This window comes from Vibrio fluvialis, from assembly GCF_900460245.1.
In the GTDB taxonomy this organism is placed as follows: Bacteria; Pseudomonadota; Gammaproteobacteria; order Enterobacterales; family Vibrionaceae; genus Vibrio; species Vibrio fluvialis.
The window spans coordinates 1,895,303-1,918,258 of record NZ_UHIP01000001.1; the positions used below are offsets into that span (position 1 = coordinate 1,895,303).

Here is a 22,956-nt window from a genome sequence, read left to right on the forward strand (position 1 = left end):
TGTGCAGTTAGAAGAGTTGGCATCCCTAATCATTGTTTTAATCTTTCTCGCTCTGGCTTTACGCGATGTCAGGAGCACCTTCTGGCCCAAATTTACTCACGAGAAATCTTTCCAACATCTCACCTACTTCGTGATTTTTGCGCTGTTTTTGCTGTGGTCGGCTCAGGCCAGTGTCAAAGAAGGCTTGCAGATTCATTTTCTCGCACTGACAACGTTAACCATGATGTATGGCTGGCGCTGTGCATTTGTGTTAACACTACCTGTCACCGTCGCGCTGGTCGTTGTCGGCAAGCTTGGGCTCTATGATGTCCCCGAATATCTGCTACTGTCCGTCCTGCTGCCAATTTTGATCAGTTACGCCATTTTTGCCCTGAGTTATCATTACCTGCCACGGAACATTTTTGTGTTTATTTTTGTTGCAGGTTTCTTTAACGGCGGCATGACGGGGAGTTTACATCTGCTGCTCAACACGCTTTACCAACTCACGTTTGGCTCACACGACTGGCACACCATTTACGATAACTACCTCATCTTCGTCCCTTTGCTGGCCTTTCCTGAAGGGTTACTTAATGGCATGGCTCTGGCCATTTTGTCGGTATTTAAGCCGGAATGGTTGCGCGTTTTCTCTGACAGAGACTATATCTACAACCACTACCATAAGTAATGAGACTGATACGCACCAATCTCACATTGAAAGAGATATCACCGCTCAGATACTTCAGCGCGCGGGACTAAACTTTGATAAGAAAAGTTGCAGATATTTTGTACTTTCTCCATTAAATCCGTGTTGAGATCATGTTTCAGAGTTACCCAATGCTGTTAACCTTAACTCAGAAAAATTACACAGTTTAACTTTAGTGAGGCCAGCTATGGAAATGACAAACGCACAACGTCTGATCCTGTCTAACCAGTACACATTAATGTCTCAGCTTGATCCGGAAAATGCAGCCAAGTACCAACGCCTACAAACGATCGTTGAGCGCGGTTATGAGCTGCAAATGTGCGAGCTCAACAAAGAATTTGGCTGCATCTCTGAAGCACAATGCCGTGAAGTCATCGACATCATGGAGATGTACCACGCGATGCAAGAGTCCTTCAACATGCTTGAAGAGCATGAACGTAAAGACGTGGATGCTCGCCGCCTGAACTTCCTGGGCTACGACAACGCTTCAGAATCGCAATTGGTGAATTACGTCCGCTTCCTGACCAATTCTGAAGGTCTGTATCCGCAGTTTGACAAAGGCGACCATCACTTTAATAGCCAAACGCCAATGCAGGAAAAATACCGCCGCATGCTGACTACCTGGCGCAACTGCCCTCGTCAGTACCATTTGTCTGCGAGCGAGTTAAGACAAATTTTCAACGCATAAATCAATGAGAAAAGGCTGGTTTAACCAGCCTTTTTCATGCCTGACCTAGCAACGATCTTACGTTTAGAAGACGTAAGCAATACCCAGCGTTCCCATCGTGCTGGTGTCACGGCCAACGACCGGACTCGCCGACAGATCGCCGTCTAAGTTCGAATAACGAATGCCACCGCTGACGCGAATGCTTCGGGTCACTGACCAGTATGCCGTGGCACCAATAAAGTACTGACCATCCCAATCGGCTTCATATTCCGCCAAACCACTGCGCGCAGACTCTTCGGCCGAGACGCCATACAAGTGATTATTCAGTTTGTCAGAATTGTACGAGTAACCAATCGCCGGAGTAATGCCCCAGTTATCAAACCGCAAGGGTAAACGCCAGGCTATCTCCGCATACATACCGTCATGACGCCCAGCGACATCAGCGCCAACTGAGGCTTCCCACATACCCACGAAGGTGCGCATTTGATAACTCACACCACCCAGCACCGTTGACTTACGTTTATCCAGCAAACGAATTTGTGGATCATCCGAGTCCTCCGGCTTCAGTGTCCGAGGATCATACGCCAAGCGAAACACGATATTGTGGTCTGAACCCATGGGAAACAAGCGATAGCCTGCGGTAAACCCGCGCAGGAACAGATGTTCTCCTTCGTAACCAATCAAGGGGATAACGGTGCGGTCTGATGGAGTGTCTTTGTACACTGCGGGTGAATACGCCGCCGCAACGCCCAGTGACCACTGAGACATTTCCGCGTGCGCAAAGGTAGATACAGCCAGGACAGGTAGTGCCCAGGCTGCCTTAAAAATTGAATAACGCATACTGACCTTGTGAAATCGTTCTAATTAAAATTGGATTTTGATGATACGACGAGTGCGTTCCACTCACAATCTTTGCTCGGACTTTCACCGTTTTTCGCCATCGATTCTCGACCTATCTTCTGTTAACTCTCTTAATCCTTCGAAAATCTTATTGAACGATCTGTGAACATTCACCGTAAAAATACACGTAAGAAAAGGCGCTAAATCAGTCACGATTTTGAAATAAACACATAATCTCTAAGCAAAATAGACAATTGCGAACTAGGCTTAGATCGTTAGGGATTTGTGTTTTTAAGCGGTTGTATGTCATCACGACATTTTCAGAGGGGAATCACTATGAGTATTTTTGACCACTTTCAGGCACGCTATGAAGCAGCCAAGGACGAAGAGCTTTCCATTCAGGAATTTCTAGCTCTGTGTAAAGAAGACAAAAGTGCTTACGCCAACGCAGCGGAGCGCTTGCTAATCGCTATCGGCGAACCCGAGTTTGTCGATACATCAAAACACCCGCGTCTCAGTCGAATTTTTTCAAACCGTGTGATTTCTCGCTACAAAACGTTCGAAGACTTCTACGGTATGGAAGACGCTATCGAACAAATCGTTTCTTACCTCAAACACGCTGCCCAAGGACTGGAAGAGCGTAAACAGATCTTGTATTTACTCGGCCCGGTGGGCGGCGGTAAATCATCGCTGGCAGAAAAGCTGAAAGCTCTGATGCAGCAAATGCCAATTTATGTGTTGTCAGTCAACGGGCAACGCAGCCCGGTAAACGATCATCCATTCTGTCTGTTTGACGTCAACGAAGACGGCGACCTGCTGAAACAGGAATATGGTATCGAGAAACGTTACCTGCGCTCCATCATGTCTCCTTGGGCGGCAAAACGCCTGCATGAATTCGGTGGTGATATTACTAAGTTCAAAGTCGTCAAAGTGCGCCCTTCCATTCTGGACCAAATCGCGGTTGCCAAAACTGAGCCGGGCGATGAGAACAATCAGGATATTTCATCACTGGTGGGTAAAGTCGACATTCGTAAACTGGAACATTTCTCTCAGGATGACCCGGATGCGTATAGCTACTCAGGTGCGCTATGCCGAGCCAACCAAGGCTTGATGGAATTCGTTGAGATGTTCAAAGCACCAATCAAAGTCCTCCACCCGTTGCTGACCGCAACGCAGGAAGGCAACTATAACGGTACTGAAGGCCTGTCTGCCCTGCCGTTTGATGGCATGATTCTGGCGCACTCGAACGAATCTGAATGGCAAACTTTCCGCAACAACAAAAACAATGAGGCCTTCCTTGACCGTGTGTACATCGTCAAAGTGCCTTACTGTCTGCGTGTATCGGAAGAAGTCAAAATTTATCAGAAACTGCTCGACCATAGTGAACTGTCGCAAGCGCCATGCGCGCCAAGTACCTTGGATCTATTGGCCCAGTTCAGCGTGCTCTCTCGTCTGAAAACACCAGAAAACTCGTCCGTGTTCTCCAAAATGCGAGTCTACGATGGTGAAACACTCAAAGATACCGACCCGAAAGCGAAAAGCTATCAGGAGTATCGCGATTACGCCGGAGTGGATGAAGGGATGTCCGGTCTGTCGACCCGTTTCGCGTTCAAGATCCTGTCACGCGTGTTCAACTTCGACCACAGCGAAGTGGCCGCAAACCCGGTTCATCTGTTCTACGTTATTGAGCAACAAGTCGAACGTGAGCAGTTCCCGCAAGAAACCGCCGATCGCTATCTGGAATTCCTCAAAGGCTATCTGGTTCCGCGTTATGTGGAATTTATTGGCAAAGAAATTCAGACCGCTTACCTCGAGTCTTACTCGGAGTACGGTCAGAATATTTTCGACCGTTATGTCACCTACGCTGACTTCTGGATTCAGGATCAGGAATACCGCGACCCTGAAACCGGCCAGCTGTTTGACCGTTCAGCCCTGAACAGTGAACTGGAGAAAATTGAGAAAACCGCAGGCATCAGTAACCCGAAAGATTTCCGCAACGAAATCGTCAATTTCGTGTTGCGTGCCCGTGCCAACAACAATGGTCAGAACCCGGTTTGGACCAGCTACGAAAAACTACGCACCGTGATCGAGAAAAAAATGTTCTCGAATACCGAAGAGTTACTTCCTGTTATCTCCTTCAATGCGAAAACCTCTTCTGATGATCAGAAGAAACACGACGACTTTGTCGCCCGTATGATGGAGAAGGGCTACACAGAGAAGCAAGTCCGATTGCTGTCTGAGTGGTATTTACGCGTTCGTAAATCCTCTTAACAGTCAATCAGCCCTGGCATAAGTGGCGGTGGCATTCGGATAGGATGCCACTTCTGCTGGTCTAACACTCAGGGCAGGCCCGAAGTCGTATGAGCGAACAACGCTCACTGGGGGACGTTTACAGGGAGAATCTCATGGCGCAATTTATCGACAGAAGGTTGAACGGCAAGAACAAGAGCGCAGTCAACAGACAGCGTTTCTTACGCCGTTACAAAGAGCAGATCAAGGAATCGGTCGCCGATGCCGTAAATCGTCGTTCCATCACCAACACAGAAACGGGCGAAGATGTTTCCATTCCGCATCGTGACATTAAGGAACCGGTTTTCCATCAAGGCAAAGGCGGCCTGCGTGAACGCGTGCATCCGGGTAACGACCAGTTCATTCGCGGCGACAAAATCGAACGCCCGAAAGGCGGTCAGGGAGGCGGTTCAGGTGAAGGTGAAGCGAGTCCCGACGGCGAAGGTCAGGATGATTTTGTATTTCAGATTTCAAAAGACGAATATCTGGACATTCTGTTTGAAGACCTTGAACTACCCAACCTGAAGAAAAATCAGGTCAATAAAATCCGTGAATGGAAAACGCATCGCTCCGGTTTCCAGACCGCGGGGATTCCAGCCAACATTTCCGTGGTGCGCTCGCTACAGCAATCGCTCGCTCGCCGCACGGCCATGACGGCAGGTAAACGACGTCTCATGCATGAGCTCGAAGCAGAACTCGAACGTATCCAGAATTCGGAGCCTGCTCAAATGCTGGAAGAACGTCGTATCAAACAAGAAATTGAAGAGCTGCGCAAAAAAATTGAAAGCGTACCTTTCATAGACACATTCGATTTACGCTTCAAAAACTATGAAAAAAGACCGGTGCCTTCCAGTCAGGCCGTCATGTTTTGTCTGATGGACGTTTCCGGCTCTATGGATCAGGCCACCAAAGACATCGCCAAACGTTTTTATGTCTTGCTGTATCTGTTCCTGACCCGAACCTATGAAAACGTTGAAGTGGTTTTCATTCGTCACCACACACAAGCCAAAGAAGTGGATGAACACGAGTTTTTCTATTCTCAGGAAACCGGGGGCACCATTGTCTCCAGTGCGCTCAAGCTGATGCATGAAATCATCGAGGCGCGTTATCCGCTCGGAGAATGGAATATCTACGGCGCGCAAGCTTCCGACGGCGACAACTGGGCCGACGACTCACCTCGTTGTAAAGAGCTACTGACGAACAAACTCCTGCCCTACTGCCAGTACTATGCGTACATCGAAATTACTCGACGCTCGCATCAGACTCTGTGGCATGAATACGAAAAACTGCAGCCTTCATTCGATAATTTTGCAATGAAGAACATTCGTAATGTGGAAGACATTTTCCCTGTGTTCAGGGAGCTGTTCCATAAGGAAACGGCATAGGGGGAGCGCACATGACTACGAAAACCAAAGCAACACCAAAGCGCAAAGCGAAGAACAAGATGCTACCCGACGGGCCAGACTGGACTTTTGATTTGCTTGAGCGTTACCACGTTGAAATCAAACGGGTTGCCGAACATTACAAATTGGATACGTACCAGAATCAGATTGAAGTGATCACCTCTGAACAGATGATGGATGCCTATTCCAGTATCGGTATGCCGATTAATTACAATCACTGGTCGTTTGGTAAAAAATTCATTCAGACTGAGCAGAATTACAAGCACGGCCAGATGGGGCTCGCGTACGAAATCGTGATCAACTCCGACCCGTGTATTGCCTATCTGATGGAGGAGAACACCGTCACCATGCAGGCATTGGTGATGGCCCATGCGTGTTACGGACATAACTCGTTTTTTAAGGGCAACTACTTGTTCCAAACCTGGACAGATGCCAGTTCTATTATCGACTACTTGCTGTTTGCCAAAAACTACATCACCCAGTGTGAAGAGAAGTATGGCGTCGCTGAAGTAGAACAGCTACTGGACTCGTGCCATGCCCTGATGAATTATGGGGTTGACCGCTACAAACGGCCGGAGAAAATCTCGATCGCAGAAGAAAAGGCCCGTCAGGAAGAACGTGAAGCCTACCTGCAATCGCAGGTTAACGAACTGTGGCGCACCGTACCGAAGAAAGCCACCGAGACGGAGGGGCAACGTCGTTTCCCGAGTGAGCCTCAGGAAAACATTCTCTACTTTATTGAAAAACATGCCCCACTGCTGGAACCTTGGCAGCGAGAAATCGTGCGTATCGTGCGTAAGGTCAGCCAGTATTTCTACCCGCAGAAACAGACGCAGGTCATGAATGAAGGCTGGGCCACCTTCTGGCACTACACTATTCTCAACCATCTTTACGATGAAGGGCTGGTGTCAGACAAATTCATTCTGGAATTCCTGCATAGTCATACCAGCGTTGTGGCTCAGCCCCCCTATAACAGCCAGTATTACAACGGCATTAACCCTTATGCGCTGGGTTTTGCGATGTTCCGCGACATCAAACGAATTTGTGAAGAACCGACTGATGAAGACCGGGAATGGTTCCCGGAACTGGCGGGATCCGACTGGTTGGAAGCGGTACATTTTGCCATGCATAACTTCAAAGACGAAAGCTTCATCAGCCAATACCTGTCACCGAAAATCATTCGTGACTTTAAACTGTTCGCCATCTCCGATGATGACCACAAAAACTTCATCGAAGTCAGTGCGATCCACGACGACCTGGGCTATCGCCAGATACGGGAGAAACTGGCCGCTCAGTACAACCTCAGCAACTTAGAACCAAACATTCAGGTCTACAGCGTTGACGTGCGTGGTGATCGTTCCATTACGCTACAGTACGTCCCACACGATCGTATTCCTTTAGATCCAAGCTATGAGGAGGTGCTGAAACACATGCACCGCCTGTGGGGTTTTGAAGTCAAACTAGAGGAGGTCAAGGAAACAGGAAGAAGAGAGATCCTCGCAACCTGCCCGAAGAGGAATGACTTCGAGAGTCATAATTAAACGGGCAAAACACAACATCTAACATTCTATTTGTAATAAAAAGCCCCGGGATTAACGGGGCTTTTCTTTATCTGTTGGTCACCATTAACCGACAATGCGGCGCACAGCGTCCAGATCTTCTGGCGTATCTACACCAGCAGGTGGCGCTTCCAATGCAACCGCAACATGGATTTTCTCACCATACCAAAGCACACGAAGCTGCTCGAGGCACTCAATTTTTTCCAACTGACTAGCAGGCCATTGAATATAAGTATTGATGAATCCTGCGCGATACGCGTAGATACCAATATGACGCATCAGAGGCTGAACGACGGTTTTGTCTTTGGCAAAGTTGTCACGATCCCAAGGAATCGTTGCACGGCTGAAATAGAGCGCGTAGCCATCTTTGTCAGTGACCACTTTCACCGCATTCGGGTTAAACACTTCGTCTTCATGGCTGATTTCAACCGCCAGTGTCGCCATTGGTGCTTGGCTGGCAGCCAGATTATCGGCCACCTGACGAATGATACTCGGCGGGATTAACGGCTCGTCTCCCTGAACATTGACGATGATGTGGTCATCTTCGATACCCATCAATTTAACCACTTCAGCTAGACGTTCAGTGCCTGATTGATGATCCGGTGACGTCATACAGACTGTGCCACCAAACGCCAGCACCGCTTGCTCAACTCGCGCATCATCCGTCGCGATAATGACACGCTCAGCACCCGCTTGCATGGCTTGTTCATACACCCATTGCACCATAGGTTTGCCTGCGATATCCGCCAGCGGCTTACCCGGCAAGCGAGTTGACTGATAGCGCGCAGGAATGACGACCGTAAATGACATTAGCGTCCCTCATCCATCGACATAGTGCGAGCTTCGCTTTCCAGCAGCACTGGAATGCCCTCTTTGATCGGATAAGCAAGGCGATCCAACTTACAAATCAGCTCTTGGTTATCTTTATCGTAAGTTAGTTTGCCTTTACATACCGGGCAAGCCACGATCTCAAGCAGACGGTGATCCATACTGTTCCATTACCTCTTTAATTGTTTCCAGAATGCACTGTTTATCTTCGGCGGCAATCTCCGCTGAAACAGGTAAATACCACCAGTTTTTCTCGGCAAAGCCGGTGCATTTGACGGCATCTTTTTCTGTCATGATGACATGGTCCCCTTGGCTGGCTAACGCGCGCAGCTCAGAGACATCAAATTCTTTATGATCGGCAAAACCGTGAGTAACTACAGATTTTGCACCTAACTCGTTGAGCGTATTAAAAAAACGAGGTGGATGACCAATGCCAGCCCAAGCGACCAGATTGGTCAGTTCGCTGACCGATATTTTTTCACCTGTCTGCAAATTGATCGCCAAACCGGGCTTTAGGCTCATTGCGATTTCGCCATCCTGAGCCACTCCACCATTGGTAATGATGAAGTCGACCTCTTTGAGCCTGGCAATCGGTTCACGCAGCGGGCCTAATGGAATCATCTGTTCGTTACCAAAACGGCGGGTGCCATCGATCACTACGAACTCAATATCTCGTTCCAGAGCGTAATGTTGCAACCCATCATCGGTGACAACGATATCAATTTGTTGATTTAGCAAAGCCTTGACTGCATTAGCACGAACCGGATCCACCGCGACCGGCACACCCGTGCGTTGATGGATAAGTTTCGGTTCGTCGCCACAATGAGCAGCTGGAGTTTGTCCATCGACTAACAGTGGGTAGCGCGGCGCTTTGGCACCATAACCACGAGAAACAACGCCAGGCTTGTAACCTAGTGATTGCAGCGTTTCCACCAGCCACACCACCACAGGTGTTTTACCATTTCCACCCGCGGTGATATTGCCAACCACAATGACTGGTACCGGAGCCTTGTAGCTGTGTTTTTTTCCGTTTTGGTAGCTTTCTCGGCGCGAGCGACTCACAGCCGAGAAGATCAAGCTCAGTGGCCACAAAATCGGCCACAGCAGGTAAAACATGGGATGGCGGTGAAACCAGATTTTCTCAATCACGTGTTATTCACCGAACTGAATACGGTGTAGCTGAGCGTATGCGCCATCTTTAGCCAGCAGCTCAGCATGTTTACCGCGCTCAATAATTTCACCTTCATCGACCACCAGAATCTCATCAGCCTGTTCGATCGTCGACAAACGGTGCGCAATAACCAGAACCGTTTTGTTCTTTTGCAGCTCATCCAGCGCAGCCTGAATTGCGCGTTCAGATTCCGTATCCAGCGCCGAGGTCGCTTCATCCAAGATCAGTACAGGGGCATCACGCAATAACGCACGCGCAATCGCGATACGTTGGCGTTGACCACCGGACAAGCTGGCGCCGTTTTCGCCAATCATGGTATCCAGACCATCTTCCATGTTCTGGATGAAATCCATCGCATGCGCGAGACGCGCCGCTTCTTCAATCTGCTCACGGGTAAAGTCGCCTTCTGCCGCATAAGCAATGTTGTTGGCGATGGTGTCATTGAACAGATGCACGTTTTGCGACACCAGAGCGAAGTGCTGACGCAGGTTCGTCAGTTTGTAATCGCGGATATCGTGATCATCCAGTGTGATAGACCCCGAATCAACGTCATAAAAACGCGTAAACAGATTCGCGATGGTCGATTTACCGGACCCAGAGCGGCCAACCAAAGCCACCGTTTTCCCTTGCGGGATGGTAAAACTCACATGCGACAGGGCAGGTTTTTCTTTGCCTTGGTAGGTGAACGTTACATCCTTAACAGCGATCTCACCGCGTACTTTGTCCGTTTCAAACTTGCCGTTGTCGGTTTCGGTTTCCAGCGCCATCAGTTGGAACAGAGTCTGACTCGCTGCCATGCCGCGCTGGAAGTCTGATGTCACGTTGGTCAGCGCCTTCAAAGGACGCATCAGGCCAAACATCGCAGAGAAAATTACCGTGAACGTACCTGGGGTCAGTTGATCGCGTACAGAATCAAAGCTTGCCAGATACAAAACGGCAACCAAGGCCATTGAGGCAATCATCTGAATCACAGGGTTCGCAATAGACTGAGCGGACACCAGTTTCATCGTTTGTTGGCGCATTTTGTTGCTGACGGTTTCAAAACGCTTGGTTTCTACATCCTGACCACCGTAGCTCAGTACCACTTTATGGCCTTTCAGCATCTGTTCCGCCGACGCAGTCACATGCCCCATAGTGGTTTGCATGTTTTTTGAGATCTTGCGAAAACGCTTTGAGACGACGCGAATGCCCAAAGCAACAATCGGCGCGACAACCAGCAGGACCAGCGATAACTGCCAGCTGTTCCAGAACATCAGCACCAGCAAACCGACGATGCTTGCCCCTTCACGGACAATACTGACCAATGCTTTGCTGGTAGCACCGGCAACCTGCTCGGTATCGTAAGTAATACGTGAGAGCAAACCACCTGTCGATTCACGGTCAAAGAAACTGACGGGCATATGCATGAACTGGTTGAAAATACGGCGGCGCATCAGCATCACCACGTTCCCGGAAACCCAGCTTAAGCAGTAAGAAGAGACGAATCCGCTGAGGCCCCGAAGAAACATCAGGCCAAGAATGATAAACGGCAGCGTTTTAAGGAAATTAGATTCCGCTTGACCAAACCCTTCATCCAATAAAGGTTTAAGTAGCGAGATCATATAGGTATCAGAAACGGCGTTGATAACCAGAGCGATAACGGCGACCACTAACCCAGATTTGTAAAGGCGGATATAAGTCCATAAACGCTTAAACGTTTTCCAGGTGGTTTCGTCAGAATTCAGTGACATAGATATGCTTTATTTTTATGACAATATTGCGCTCATTCTACCCCTTTACGTAGCATCTGCCTATACCATGAAGGATTTCCTATTTGGCGCAGAGTCGATAGCTGCCGGGATTGAGCTTGATAAGTCAGAGTGATTTGCCCCGCCTCGCCAGTATCAAGCCAGTCGGACCCCGCATCCACATAACGCGCCACCACACTGCGATGCGGCAACTGCCATTGATTCCCTTTCGCCAGAGACGCAATGGCCACTTGCGGGGAAACCCGCTCGATAAACTGACGCGTTGAGGACGTTTTACTGCCGTGATGAGGCACAATGATGACATCGCTCTGAATATCCATGGGTTGCCGACTGAGTAACCACTCACCGACTGCCGTAACATCGCCAGCCAGAAGTAGTGAATGACCGTATTCAGGATCGCTTAATCGAATCACGCACGACTGCAGATTATAAGCACGATTGACGGTTTGCGGCGGCCACAGTGCCGTCATCGTCAGTCCTTGCCATTCCCACTGTTCTCCCGTGTGGCAAGCCTGCCAATTTGGACCAGACTGACTCGCCACAACCCATTTCGGGGACAATAAGGTTTCGGCATCTTTTAAACCACCAGCGTGGTCATTGTCTGTATGGCTGAGAATTAAACCATCCAGAGAGTCCATACCGCGCTGATTGAGTATTGGAACAATCAAAGAGCGAACGTAACTGCCTTCAGGCCAGCCACTGCCGGTGTCGTACAACAGGGCGTTGTGATTCCGTTCAATCAACACTGCCAGACCGTGCCCGACATCAAGGATATCAACTCGCCAACGCTCATCGTGTGGGGTAAAAAAGCCAAAGCCAAGTAATGCAATTCCCGCATAGAGTTGAGCTCGCCAGCTTAATACCGGGCGGCAAACCCAAAGGAGAAGGCCAACACTAAATACGACCGTCGCCGTCTGACTTACAGCAATCCAGCTCGATCCCGCCCATTCCAGTGCCCGCTGCAGTGGCCAGAAGCTCAGGTCAATCCCACGCCACAGCCAGGTGATATCTCCGACAAAGGTAGTGAGAAACAGTGCGAGAAACAGCAGCGGGACGATGACAAAGCTGAAGTAAGGAATAAAAATCAGGTTATAGAGTGCCGACGAAACACTGAACCCGGAGAAAAAATACGCGGAAACTGGAATCATCATAGTGACTAACGAGCATTGCACCGTCAGCCATTTTCGCCAGCCATGACGTGTTGTTCGGTCTGCCAATTGATACAAAACCAACGCGACCGCCAAGAATGAGAGCCAGAAACTGTTGGAGAGCGGCGCAAACGGCGTCACGATTAATACCGCAGCAAGGGTGATAAGGATTCGCTGCACCGCCGTCACACGCACGCCACTCATCGTGAGAGCGACGTTGAGACCGCACATCAACAAAGCGCGCTGGGTCGGCAAGGTAAATCCTGCCAGCCATGCATAAATCGCGGCAATACACATCCCGGAAACGAAAGGCATCCACAGCAAACTGACATGCAGCCGCATCATCGCAGTTCCAATCAGATAACCAATCGCGAACGCCATGCCAATATGCAAACCGGATATCGCCACCAGATGGATGAGTCCGCTATTTCTCAGTGAGCGCCATTCAGCTTCATGAATGCCGTTGCGGTCACCAAATGTCAGCGCCAAGATCATGCCTTGAGAAGGGCTGTTTTGCGTCCATGTTTTGATTTGGCGGTACAACATACTGCGAAAATTCGGCGTTGAAACGACCTCAAATTTTGACTGAGGTTTAACGTTCACTCTCGCAACCCAACCCTGACTGAAGTAGTAAGCTTCTAAGTCAAAACCGGCCTCATTACGGCGGCCATAAACGGGTTTAACCATTACAGAAAACTCAAACTGATCGCCAATTTGCAGATCGACCGGAGCAATTAACCGCACCTTCGGCTGCCAAAAAGTGTGCAATTGTTGTCCATTGATTGATCTGACTACTACAGTCCCTTCATAACCATAACTAATTTGCTTAAAAAAGCTGTCAACTTCACCTTTTATGGTAATATCCTGCCCTGCTTGAAAAATAGTGTTGGATTGAGATCTCACAACGTTGCCGTGTGTTACTATCACTAACAAGGCAAGCGCGATCCCGCCAAAAACTCTGAATCGGCTCACCACGAGCGTGGTCATCAGAGCAGCAAGGCAAATGAATGCAAAATCCCACTCTGGCATCCACGGCCAAAGGGGCGCAGACAATACGGTGAGCGAGAACGAAGCGAGCATCCAGTAATTCGAATAGAGAGTCATGTTCCCCTATGCCAAGAAAATTCATTAAGCGGTTCATGCCTGACCATGATGTGATTAAGCGTCAAAAGGCATTAAAAGTTTTTGGCAATGTGCTGTATAACCCGAACTTGTGGTGTCTCAATCGACGCTCTGCTGCGGGCGCTTTCGCCGTTGGTCTGTTTATGGCGTTTGTTCCACTGCCAAGTCAGATGATCATGTCAGCCGGGCTTGCCATTTTATGTGGTGTGAACTTACCTCTTTCTGTGGCTCTGGTCTGGATTACTAACCCCATCACGATGCCAGTCATTTTTTACTTCTGTTACAAACTCGGCGCATGGCTGATGAATGTACCGCCGCAGCCGTTTCATTTTGAGCTGACCTGGGATTTCATCATGCAACAAATGAGTACCATCGGGCCTCCGTTCCTGCTAGGTTGTGGCGTATGTGGTGTTGTAGCTGCGTTTCTTGGCTATTTTGGTATTCGCGGCCTGTGGCGCTATTCCGTGGTTCGCAGCTGGCAAAAACGCCGCGTGACGAAAATGCCCTCCAAGATAATCTGAAGGCGTTAGCGCTGTGCAGCATTTAATTAGCGCTGAGAGCGATAACGAATTCTGGTTTGCAACACTTGCAAACCGAGTATGAAAAAAGGACCCATCGGGTCCTTTTTTGTTGTACCTGATTCGGCTTAATAGTTACTTGCTACTCAGTACGCTCGCCGGATTGAGTTTGCTGGCGCGCGCTGCGGGATACCAGGTTGCGAGCAGGCTCAGCACGATTGCCGTGCCAGACACTAACAGCACATCACCACTTTCCACCTGTGAAGGCAGGAAATCTACAAAATAGATATCACCGGATAAAAAGTGATGGCCAATCAGCGTTTCCAGCCCTTTCACCAAAGGAGTGAGGTTAAACGCAATCACGACACCAAACACACTGCCGACGATACTGCCCAGCACACCAGAAAACACGCCCTGCCAGACGAAAATTCGCTTCACCAGACCATCCGTCGCGCCCATAGTGCGCAGAATCGCGATCTCGCCAGCGCGGTCCTTAACCGCCATCATCAGCGTGGACACAATGTTAAAACTCGCCACCCCTATCACCAGCACCATCACCAGATACATAATGGTGCGCACCATTTGAATGTCGCGATACAGAAAGCCAAACTTCTGCTGCCAGCTGCGCAGGTAAACATATTCATTCAGCGTGTTACCCACTGAGCGCACGATTTGATTCGCACTCAGCACATCAGCCACCTTGATAGATACGCCGCTCACGCCCTGCTCCAAACGAGCATATTGCTGCGCATCGGCTAACGGCAGCAGTGCCATGCTGTGGTCAATCTGACCGTTCAGGGCCAACAGACCAGAAATCTGCACCCGAATTCGACGAGGAGCCTGTACGCGTGATGAACCGTCGGCGGTTGGGATCATCAACGTGACATAGTCACCGACCTTGGCCCCAAGCTGATCCGCCACACCTTTGCCCAGAATCACCTGCTGTTCACCGGGCACAAACGTTGACCACGCGTTATTGGTCACGAACTGCGACAAACGCGATACCGCCTGTTCCATATCGGGATCCACACCGCGCACTTCAATGGCTTTTAGCTGCGTACCTTTTTCAGCCAGCGCAGTGAATTTGACATACGGCGCAGCAGCCAATACCTGCGGATTTTTGGTTGCTTGTTTCACCATCGACTGCCAGTTCTGAATAGGACCGCGCACACCTTCAAACTCGCCATGTGGGATAACCGACAGAACACGGTTTTGTAACTCGCGTTCAAATCCGTTCATCGCCGACAGACCAATGATGATCACCGCGACACCAACTGCAATACCGATGGTGGATGAGAGCGAAATAAACGACACCATTTTGTTGCGCTGCTTAGCACGACTAAAACGGCCGCCGATGAAAAGAGACAATGAAGCCAGCACCTATGCTTCCCCCACATTCAGCAGCAGACCATCCTGCATGTGCAGTCGGCGATCCATCTTGGCGGCCAATTCACCGTCGTGCGTCACTACTAAAAAGGCGGTGCCCGACTCACGGTTCAATTCACGCATCAAATCGTAAATTGACAGCGCAGTTTTGTGGTCAAGGTTACCTGTCGGCTCATCTGCCAGAACTAAATCGGGTTTATTCACCAGCGCACGGGCAATCGCCACACGCTGACGTTCACCACCGGAAAGCTCAGAAGGTCGATGTTCCAGACGATGCGAGAGTCCAACCCGCTCCAGCAACGCCGCCGCGTCCTGTTTCGCCTGCGCCACTTTTTTACCACCAATCAGCAACGGCATCGCAACGTTCTCTAACGCACTGAAATCGGCAAGCAAGTGATGGAACTGGTAAACAAAGCCCAAATGTTTGTTGCGGATCTTAGCTTGTTTATTTGAACTCAGTGCGCTCAACTGTTGACCCAAAAACTCGACATGGCCCTGAGTCGCATCATCCAGCGCACCCAGAATGTGCAGCAAGGTGCTTTTACCTGAGCCTGATGAACCAATGATCGATGCCAGTTCCCCTTTCTGCAGTTCAAAGCTCACACCTTTAAGCACTTGCGTCTGAAGATCGCCTTCCTGATAAGTTTTGCAAACTTGATGACAACGTAAAAGGTTATTCATAACGTAGAGCCTCAGCGGGTTTAACAGAAGATGCGCGGTAAGACGGGAACAGAGTCGCCAGCAGGCTTAGCGCAATAGCCAGAACTACGACAACACAGATTTGCAGCGGATTAATCAGCACAGGCAGTTCACCGCCCATCGGGAACAAGGCCACGCCAAGGGCATCCATAATGGTATTGAGATTATCCGCCAGCAGCACGCCGAGCGCGCCCCCGACGATGGCGCCAATCACGCCGCTGCTGGCCCCCTGAACCATGAAAATAGCCAGCACTTGGCGATCCGTCATGCCCTGGGTTTTCAAAATCGCCACTTCCGCCTGTTTCTCCATCACGACCATGATCAGTGCAGAAATGATGTTGAACGCCGCAACACCAACAATCAGTCCCAGCATCAGACCCATCATGTTCTTTTCCATCCGCACGGCTTGGAAAAGCTCACCGCGTTGATCGCGCCAGTCGCTCCATTGCCAGCCATCCGGCAGTGGCGACTTCGATAGTTCACCAACCACAAACGGATCGCTGAAGAACAAACGCCAGCCGGAAACGGTTTGGTCGTCAAAACGCAGTAATTTGCCTGCGTCGTGAATGTGCGTGATCATTAACTGACCATCCACATCCGAACCAGTATTGAAAATACCAGCAACCGTGAAATTACGTTGGCTCGGAATACGGCCAAGCGGGGTAAACTGACTGGCACTGGTCACCATCAGACGGACCTTATCGCCGACAGACACATTCAGATTACGCGCCAACGTGTGGCCGAGAAAGACGCGGTATTCACCTTCGGTGAGCGAAGACAAGCGCCCTGCAATCAGATAGTCGCCAATCGGGTCGTGTTGATTAGGTTCAATGCCAACCATTAATCCGGCAGAAAGCTGCGATGCGCTCTGAATCACCGCTTCGCTGCGAACAATCGGTTCAGGTTCGCGTTGAGTCGAGAGCGCACGAATAAATTGCGGCGCCTGATCGGTCAGCACCGTTTTGTCCTGAGCCTGAGAGACCACCGCTTGTGGCAACACGCCAAGAATGCGATTTTTAAGCTGCGCTTCAAAGCCATTCATGACCGAAAGCACCGTGACCAGCGCCATCACACCGATGGTGATGCCCGCCGTCGACATATAAGAAACGAAACGACTGAACCTGTCACCGGATCGCCCGCGCAGATAGCGTAACCCGATGAAGGTAGAAATCGGATGAAACATAATGAAAACCAATCAAATAGGATGGCGTTACTGTAGCGAGAATCCCGCCAAGGTTGTAGTTTTTCTTTGCTAATTCTCTGTTAGAGGCGCTTCAATTCACACCAATAACAATGACATACCTTGATTACTTGGTCTGTATAGCGATAATCAACACAGAGGTGAGAAGGAACACACTATGACAGATCAAGAATATTTCACGGTGCATCACGCACTGAACATCAACGTTGAGCCGATGCCGGCCGACTTTCTGCTGCCTTCTCCACTGGATTTTGAAGCTGAAATCCCGGCGCCGTTTGTTGTCGCCAGTGAATTCAGCCAGATGGATCAACTCAACGATGCAGCCAGGCTCGAACTGAAAAACAGCGACTTTAAACACGTGATTCAGTTGTTGGAAACACAGAACTCGAAACTGAATCTGCTACTGAGTTTCATGCTGTCACAACAAGACGATCCGACCTTGCGAACCTTCACCGTCAGCTTTGGCGCCAGCCAGTTCACCTACAAAGCGAAAAGTGCTTTGCAATCGGGTCAGCAAGTGCGAGCCAAGCTCTTTCTGGAACATCCCGCGGCCGCTATCTACTGTTACGGCCTGGTTGTTGCCTGTGAAGCAGAAGAAGGCCATTTCATCGTGACGGTACGTTACGAACTGCTGCGCGATACCGATCAGGATCTGCTAATTAAAGCCGCCCTTTATCAACAGCAGAAGCTGCTGCGTCAACGCTCTTTAGACCGAGAAAAATCATAAGCGTTACCATGACTAAACAAACTTTACTCTCTCTGCCTGCCGCTACTGGAGCGGGAGACAAAAAACACGTTGGTAATCTTCATGGTGCCAGTCTGGCGCTGGCCATTGCCGAATTGGCCAACCAGCACAACGGCCATACTCTGCTCGCAGTGCCTGATCCACAAACGGCGCTTAAGCTGCTGCAGGAGATTGAGCAGTTCAGTCAGGCAGCGGTGGCTCTGTTTCCGGATTGGGAAACCCTGCCGTACGATAACTTTTCGCCGCACCAAGAAATCATTTCCGACCGAATTTCCCGGCTCTATCAACTGCCTTCGTTAACGCGCGGCATTACTATCGTGCCGGTGAGCACACTGTTGCAACGTCAAACACCGCGCGATTTTCTGTTACAACACACGTTGATGGTCAAACGCGGAGACCTGTTCTCGTTAGATAAGCTGCGAGTGCAGTTGGAGATTTCCGGTTACCGCCATGTCGATCAAGTATTTGGTCCGGGCGAATACGCCAGCCGTGGCTCGATTCTCGATCTGTTCCCAATGGGGAGCGCCGATCCGTACCGGATTGACTTCTTCGATGATGAAATCGACACCATTCGTACTTTCGATCCGGAAAACCAGCGTTCGATTGAAGAAATCGGTGAAATCTGTCTGTTACCAGCACATGAGTTTCCGACCACCGAGCAGGCAATTGAAGAGTTCCGTACGCGATGGCGCGGCCGCTTTGAAGCGCGTCGCGAGCCCGAATCTGTCTATATGCAGGTTTCCAAAGGTACGTGGCCGGCGGGGATCGAATACTGGCAGCCGCTGTTTTTTGACCACACCGAAACGCTTTTTGACTATCTGCCTTCAGGCAGCCAGTTGTTGAGTGTCGGCCAACTCGAAAACGCCATCGATCATTTTCTTAAAGATGTGGATTACCGTTACGACCAACGCAAAATCGACCCGCTGCGCCCACTGCTGCCACCGGAGGAGCTGTGGCTGAAAAAAGACGAGCTGTTTGCGCGTTTTAAAGCTTTGCCCCAGGTGCAGTTGAGTGTTGAACCGGTGGAAGAAAAAGCTGGTCGAGTCAATCCACGTCTACAACCACTGCCAGACCTGGCAGTTCAACATCAGAACAAAGAACCACTGGCCGCTCTGCGCCAGTTCTGCGAAAGTTTTGCCGGAAAAGTGATTTTCTCGGTAGAGTCTGAAGGTCGCCGCGAAGCACTACTGGAACTGCTACAACGCATCAAACTTCGTCCGCAGAGCAAAGCCGACTTTATGCAGGCTTATCAGAATGACGATAAGTTTGCGTTGGTGTTGGGCTCGGCAGAGCGCGGCTTTATCTTTGGCGATCATCAGCTTGCGTTGATTTGCGAAAGCGATTTACTGGGTGATCGCGTTATTCAACGCCGCAAGAAAGAGCGCAAAGCGACCAACAGTGATGCCATCATCCGCAATCTGGCTGAACTCAAGCCAGGGCAGCCCGTGGTGCATATTGATCACGGTATCGGTCGTTATGTCGGCCTGCAAACCCTGGAAGCTGGCGGTATGACCACCGAATATGTGACGTTGGAGTATCAGAACGACGCCAAGCTTTACGTGCCGGTTTCGTCGTTGAATCTCATCAGCCGCTATTCCGGCGGTGCCGAAGAGAGTGCGCCACTGCATAAACTCGGTGGAGAAGCATGGGTAAAAGCGCGCCGCAAGGCAGCGGAGAAAGTGCGTGACGTTGCGGCGGAGCTGCTGGATGTATACGCCAAACGTGAACTGAAACCTGGCTATAAATTCCAACTCGATCGCGATCAGTACGCGACCTTCAAATCGGGCTTCCCATTCGAAGAAACCGACGATCAGGCAATGGCCATTAATGCGGTGATGTCGGATATGTGTCAGCCGAAAGCCATGGACCGTCTGGTGTGTGGTGACGTGGGCTTTGGCAAAACCGAAGTCGCCATGCGCGCCGCCTTTGTCGCCACCGACAACGGAAAACAAGTGGCTGTGTTAGTACCGACCACCCTGCTCGCTCAACAACATTTTGAAAACTTCCGCGACCGTTTTGCTAACCTGCCGATTCGGGTAGAAGTGCTATCGCGCTTTAAATCGGCCAAAGAACAGAAAGCCATTTTGCAAGACGTGGCGGACGGCAAAGTGGACATCGTTGTCGGCACTCATAAGCTGCTTTCGAGCGACATCAAGTTTGCCGATTTGGGCCTGCTTGTTGTCGACGAAGAACACCGTTTCGGCGTGCGCCAGAAAGAGAAGGTCAAAGGAATGCGCGCCGACGTCGATATTCTGACTTTGACCGCAACACCGATTCCGCGAACCCTCAATATGGCGATGAGTGGCATGCGTGATCTGTCGATCATCGCAACCCCACCGGCTCGTCGTATGGCGATCAAAACCTTTGTTCGTCAGAGTGAAGACAGCGTGATCCGCGAAGCCGTACTGCGTGAAATCATGCGTGGTGGTCAAGTTTACTTCCTGCATAATCAGGTGGAAAGCATCGATAAAGTGGCCGCCGATCTGGAAAAACTGATTCCGGAAGCACGCATTACCGTCGCGCATGGCCAGATGCGCGAGCGCGAATTGGAACGCGTGATGAACGATTTTTACCATCAGCGCTTCAACCTGCTGGTGTGTACCACCATCATTGAAACGGGCATCGACGTGCCGACCGCCAACACCATCATCATGGATCGCGCCGATTCATTAGGTCTGGCGCAGTTACACCAGTTACGTGGACGCGTCGGTCGTTCTCACCATCAGGCTTACGCCTACCTGCTGACGCCGCATCCGAAAGCAATGACCAAAGACGCGATAAAACGGCTTGAAGCCATTGCCTCGTTGGAAGATCTTGGCGCGGGCTTTACTCTGGCGACTCACGATCTGGAAATTCGCGGCGCGGGTGAATTGCTTGGCGATGAGCAGAGCGGTCAGATTCAGTCGATTGGTTTTACGCTGTACATGGAAATGCTGGAGCAAGCCGTCGAAGCCTTGAAGTCAGGCAAAGAGCCGTCCTTGGGCGATCTCTTGCGTGAGCAAACCGAAATTGAAATGCGAATTCCTGCGTTGCTGCCCGATGACTACATTCCGGACATTAACACCCGCTTGTCGATGTACAAGCAGATCGCCAGCGTAGCTGACAGCGATGAACTGACGGAACTGAAAGTCGAGCTGATTGACCGCTTTGGCAAATTGCCGGACGCTGCGCTCAACCTGCTGGCGATTGCCGATCTCAAGCTCAACGCCGCACGACTCAAAATCCGCAAAATTGAGGCACATGAGAAAGGTGGTTACATTGAGTTCTATCCGAATGCTGACATTAACCCTATGTTTTTGGTTAAACTACTGCAATCGCAACCGAAGAAATTCGCTATGGAAGGGCCGACCAAGTTTAAATTTGCCTTACCTCTGGTCGATCGCAGAGAAAGAATTCAATTTGTTGCAGACATGTTGAGTGAATTCCAGCAAAATCTACTTCCAGCAGCCTGAGAGATACGTTCTCTTTTGATCTACCCATACAGCATGATGTGATTGTTTCATTGGTGTATGGGGACAAGAATAAAGTGCCGTCGCACTGAATAACGGAGTCATAATGAAAAAGCTGATCCCACTACTACTTTTGCTGGTATCTATGCCAAGCCTGGCACAGCGACAGTTCGACATTGAAGTGATTCTCTTCAAACGAGCGGTTGATGCTGAAAAAGTGAGTGAATCATGGCCAAACAGCCTGCCGGAAATCAACGTATCGCGCGCTGGCAACTTCGGCGATGCGAATTATCGCCAGTCTAAAGGCGTGCAGATGCTGCCTTATTCTCAGTACCAACTAAACGATCAGGCCCAGAAACTAAAGAACCACGCTGGTTTCCAGGTACTGCTGCACACGGCTTGGCGTCAGGGTGATGAAGGCCGCGCTGCCGCGCCGATTTTTCACATTCAGGCGGGAAAAGATTATTCTGCCCAGTTTAAGCCGGATGGCAGCGAGATGACCAAAGCAGCCACCACCGACACGCCGATTAATGGTGTTGTAGAGCAGAGTATTGCCAAACCGCTGTATGAGCTCGATGGCACACTGCAAATCTACGTTCAGCACTATCTGTATGCTGAGGCAATGATGGATTTAAAAGAGCCAAGCGTGCGCGAAGTGGTGATGAAGGATACTCCACTGGATCTGACGGTGGCACCCGATGAGCAGAATGCCACCGTTCAGGCGGGTAACCTGGAATCCGTATCGCCAACCGTGGATGTGGAATCATTCCTGAAGAGCTACCGCATGGATCAGAAGCGCCGAATGCGCAGTGGCGAAACCCACTATTTGGATCACCCTCTGATGGGGATGATCATCCAGGTTCGCCGAGTCGACCAGAATTAAAGAAACGCCCCTTGTGGGCGTTTCTTTTATACTCAAACCTGATAAACCGTGCATAGGTGCATCACTTATGAGCCCTGATTTTCAGATAATTACCCAACGTCTGCAATTACGCCTGATTACTCTCGAGGAAGCCGCGGAGTTTGCTGACTGCGTTCGCCACTCTCCTTCTCTGCATCAGTGGGTGGATTGGTGTTATGCGCAGTTCTCGACGCAGGAGGCTGAACGTTTCATCCTGGCGACTCGTCTGAACTGGGTAAAGGCCGACTCTTACGGATTTGGTGTATTCGACAAGAAGCAACAGCAACTTGTGGGGATGGTGGCGATTAATGAGTTTTACCATACCTTCAATATGGCCAGCCTCGGTTACTGGGTTGCCGACACCCATCAGCATCAGGGCATGGGAAAAGAAGCGCTTAGCGCGCTAATTGAGTTCTGTTTTAGCAGGCTGGAACTCACCCGGCTTGAGATCGTTTGCGATCCGGACAACGCAGCCAGTCAACGTCTCGCTATCGCCTGCGGTGCGATGCAAGAAACCATTGCCAGAAACCGCTTTCTGTTCGACGGTAAACCTAAAGATGGCATTGTCTATTCATTGATTCCAGAATAATAAAAAAGCCC

19 protein-coding genes are annotated in these 22,956 nt (G+C 50.2%); 10 read left to right on the forward strand and 9 right to left on the reverse strand.

The features are described 5' to 3' along the window. The first annotated feature begins 1 nt into the window (after position 1). Together DYA43_RS08930 and DYA43_RS08935 are read left to right on the forward strand one after the other, a co-directional pair. A complete protein-coding gene (locus DYA43_RS08930; protein WP_020327776.1) occupies positions 2 to 664 on the forward strand; it encodes an energy-coupling factor ABC transporter permease in 663 nt (220 codons plus the stop codon). Between the two features lie 205 nt (positions 665 to 869). Beyond that, positions 870 to 1,370, forward strand: a complete 501-nt coding sequence (locus DYA43_RS08935) for a YfbU family protein (protein WP_020327777.1) — start codon at positions 870 to 872, stop codon at positions 1,368 to 1,370. 63 nt (positions 1,371 to 1,433) lie between these two features. Here DYA43_RS08935 and DYA43_RS08940 read toward each other — a convergent pair whose 3' ends face one another. Further along, positions 1,434 to 2,189: a MipA/OmpV family protein gene (locus DYA43_RS08940; RefSeq protein WP_020327778.1), complete on the reverse strand. Its 756-nt coding sequence runs from the start codon at positions 2,187 to 2,189 to the stop codon at positions 1,434 to 1,436. A 336-nt stretch (positions 2,190 to 2,525) separates the two neighbouring features. On the opposite strand from DYA43_RS08940, the gene DYA43_RS08945 reads away from it, so the two are divergent. From DYA43_RS08945 to DYA43_RS08955, 3 genes are all read left to right on the forward strand, one after another. Next, complete coding sequence (locus DYA43_RS08945; RefSeq protein ID WP_020327779.1) at positions 2,526 to 4,460, forward strand: PrkA family serine protein kinase; 1,935 nt, start codon at positions 2,526 to 2,528, stop codon at positions 4,458 to 4,460. Positions 4,461 to 4,594: 134 nt separating this feature from the next. After that, positions 4,595 to 5,863: a YeaH/YhbH family protein gene (locus tag DYA43_RS08950; protein WP_020327781.1), complete on the forward strand. Its 1,269-nt coding sequence runs from the start codon at positions 4,595 to 4,597 to the stop codon at positions 5,861 to 5,863. Between the two features lie 11 nt (positions 5,864 to 5,874). After that, positions 5,875 to 7,422, forward strand: coding sequence for a SpoVR family protein (locus tag DYA43_RS08955; protein WP_047456905.1), 1,548 nt, complete (start codon positions 5,875 to 5,877; stop codon positions 7,420 to 7,422). 84 nt (positions 7,423 to 7,506) lie between these two features. Here the strand turns inward: DYA43_RS08955 and kdsB are convergent, their stop codons facing one another. From kdsB to DYA43_RS08980, 5 genes are read right to left on the reverse strand one after another with little or no spacing between them, the layout of a single operon-like run. Then, positions 7,507 to 8,250: a 3-deoxy-manno-octulosonate cytidylyltransferase gene (kdsB, locus tag DYA43_RS08960; protein WP_020327783.1), complete on the reverse strand. Its 744-nt coding sequence runs from the start codon at positions 8,248 to 8,250 to the stop codon at positions 7,507 to 7,509. Continuing rightward, complete coding sequence (locus DYA43_RS08965; protein ID WP_020327784.1) at positions 8,250 to 8,429, reverse strand: Trm112 family protein; 180 nt, start codon at positions 8,427 to 8,429, stop codon at positions 8,250 to 8,252. Before DYA43_RS08965 ends, kdsB begins: the two co-directional genes overlap by 1 nt. After that, on the reverse strand, positions 8,410 to 9,417 hold the full coding sequence (gene lpxK, locus DYA43_RS08970) for a tetraacyldisaccharide 4'-kinase (protein WP_061056668.1): 1,008 nt from the start codon (positions 9,415 to 9,417) through the stop codon (positions 8,410 to 8,412). The genes DYA43_RS08965 and lpxK overlap by 20 nt, the downstream gene beginning before the upstream one ends. Positions 9,418 to 9,420: 3 nt before the next feature. Then, entirely contained in the window at positions 9,421 to 11,169 is a 1,749-nt protein-coding gene (gene msbA / locus DYA43_RS08975; RefSeq protein WP_020327786.1) for a lipid A ABC transporter ATP-binding protein/permease MsbA, read from the reverse strand. Positions 11,170 to 11,201: 32 nt separating this feature from the next. Continuing rightward, positions 11,202 to 13,439 (reverse strand): DNA internalization-related competence protein ComEC/Rec2, encoded by a 2,238-nt coding sequence (locus DYA43_RS08980; RefSeq protein WP_081094775.1) that lies wholly within the window; start codon positions 13,437 to 13,439, stop codon positions 11,202 to 11,204. A gap of 8 nt (positions 13,440 to 13,447) precedes the next feature. Here DYA43_RS08980 and DYA43_RS08985 point away from each other — a divergent pair, with 8 nt between their 5' ends. Then, complete coding sequence (locus tag DYA43_RS08985) at positions 13,448 to 13,978, forward strand: DUF2062 domain-containing protein (protein WP_020327788.1); 531 nt, start codon at positions 13,448 to 13,450, stop codon at positions 13,976 to 13,978. 132 nt (positions 13,979 to 14,110) lie between these two features. Here DYA43_RS08985 and lolE read toward each other — a convergent pair whose 3' ends face one another. The 3 genes from lolE to lolC are packed head-to-tail and all read right to left on the reverse strand — an operon-like array spanning position 14,111 to position 17,243. Beyond that, a complete protein-coding gene (gene lolE, locus DYA43_RS08990) occupies positions 14,111 to 15,355 on the reverse strand; it encodes a lipoprotein-releasing ABC transporter permease subunit LolE (protein WP_020327789.1) in 1,245 nt (414 codons plus the stop codon). Next, positions 15,356 to 16,042 carry a lipoprotein-releasing ABC transporter ATP-binding protein LolD gene (lolD, locus tag DYA43_RS08995; RefSeq protein ID WP_061056669.1) on the reverse strand — a complete coding sequence of 229 codons (687 nt, stop codon included), beginning with the start codon at positions 16,040 to 16,042 and terminating at the stop codon, positions 15,356 to 15,358. Next, complete coding sequence (gene lolC / locus DYA43_RS09000; protein WP_055453396.1) at positions 16,035 to 17,243, reverse strand: lipoprotein-releasing ABC transporter permease subunit LolC; 1,209 nt, start codon at positions 17,241 to 17,243, stop codon at positions 16,035 to 16,037. The genes lolD and lolC overlap by 8 nt, the downstream gene beginning before the upstream one ends. Positions 17,244 to 17,418: 175 nt before the next feature. Between lolC and DYA43_RS09005 the strand changes: the two genes are divergently transcribed. The 4 genes from DYA43_RS09005 to DYA43_RS09020 all read left to right on the forward strand — a co-directional run bounded on the left by DYA43_RS09005 (position 17,419) and on the right by DYA43_RS09020 (position 22,945). After that, complete coding sequence (locus DYA43_RS09005) at positions 17,419 to 17,988, forward strand: hypothetical protein (protein WP_024373531.1); 570 nt, start codon at positions 17,419 to 17,421, stop codon at positions 17,986 to 17,988. 8 nt (positions 17,989 to 17,996) lie between these two features. After that, complete coding sequence (gene mfd, locus DYA43_RS09010) at positions 17,997 to 21,458, forward strand: transcription-repair coupling factor (RefSeq protein WP_061056670.1); 3,462 nt, start codon at positions 17,997 to 17,999, stop codon at positions 21,456 to 21,458. A gap of 103 nt (positions 21,459 to 21,561) precedes the next feature. After that, positions 21,562 to 22,338 (forward strand): peptidoglycan binding protein CsiV, encoded by a 777-nt coding sequence (locus DYA43_RS09015; protein WP_061056671.1) that lies wholly within the window; start codon positions 21,562 to 21,564, stop codon positions 22,336 to 22,338. A 67-nt stretch (positions 22,339 to 22,405) separates the two neighbouring features. Next, on the forward strand, positions 22,406 to 22,945 hold the full coding sequence (locus tag DYA43_RS09020) for a GNAT family N-acetyltransferase (protein WP_024373533.1): 540 nt from the start codon (positions 22,406 to 22,408) through the stop codon (positions 22,943 to 22,945). Positions 22,946 to 22,956: the final 11 nt, after the last annotated feature.

Coding starts and splice junctions, on each gene's coding strand:
- DYA43_RS08935 (WP_020327777.1), top strand. CDS start 870: ATGGAAATGACAAACGCACAACGTCTGATCCTGTCTAACCAGTACACA.
- DYA43_RS08940 (WP_020327778.1), bottom strand. CDS start 2,189: ATGCGTTATTCAATTTTTAAGGCAGCCTGGGCACTACCTGTCCTGGCT.
- DYA43_RS08945 (WP_020327779.1), top strand. CDS start 2,526: ATGAGTATTTTTGACCACTTTCAGGCACGCTATGAAGCAGCCAAGGAC.
- DYA43_RS08950 (WP_020327781.1), top strand. CDS start 4,595: ATGGCGCAATTTATCGACAGAAGGTTGAACGGCAAGAACAAGAGCGCA.
- DYA43_RS08955 (WP_047456905.1), top strand. CDS start 5,875: ATGACTACGAAAACCAAAGCAACACCAAAGCGCAAAGCGAAGAACAAG.
- kdsB (WP_020327783.1), bottom strand. CDS start 8,250: ATGTCATTTACGGTCGTCATTCCTGCGCGCTATCAGTCAACTCGCTTG.
- DYA43_RS08965 (WP_020327784.1), bottom strand. CDS start 8,429: ATGGATCACCGTCTGCTTGAGATCGTGGCTTGCCCGGTATGTAAAGGC.
- msbA (WP_020327786.1), bottom strand. CDS start 11,169: ATGTCACTGAATTCTGACGAAACCACCTGGAAAACGTTTAAGCGTTTA.
- DYA43_RS08980 (WP_081094775.1), bottom strand. CDS start 13,439: ATGACTCTCTATTCGAATTACTGGATGCTCGCTTCGTTCTCGCTCACC.
- DYA43_RS08985 (WP_020327788.1), top strand. CDS start 13,448: ATGCCAAGAAAATTCATTAAGCGGTTCATGCCTGACCATGATGTGATT.
- lolD (WP_061056669.1), bottom strand. CDS start 16,042: ATGAATAACCTTTTACGTTGTCATCAAGTTTGCAAAACTTATCAGGAA.
- lolC (WP_055453396.1), bottom strand. CDS start 17,243: ATGTTTCATCCGATTTCTACCTTCATCGGGTTACGCTATCTGCGCGGG.
- DYA43_RS09005 (WP_024373531.1), top strand. CDS start 17,419: ATGACAGATCAAGAATATTTCACGGTGCATCACGCACTGAACATCAAC.
- mfd (WP_061056670.1), top strand. CDS start 17,997: ATGACTAAACAAACTTTACTCTCTCTGCCTGCCGCTACTGGAGCGGGA.
- DYA43_RS09015 (WP_061056671.1), top strand. CDS start 21,562: ATGAAAAAGCTGATCCCACTACTACTTTTGCTGGTATCTATGCCAAGC.
- DYA43_RS09020 (WP_024373533.1), top strand. CDS start 22,406: ATGAGCCCTGATTTTCAGATAATTACCCAACGTCTGCAATTACGCCTG.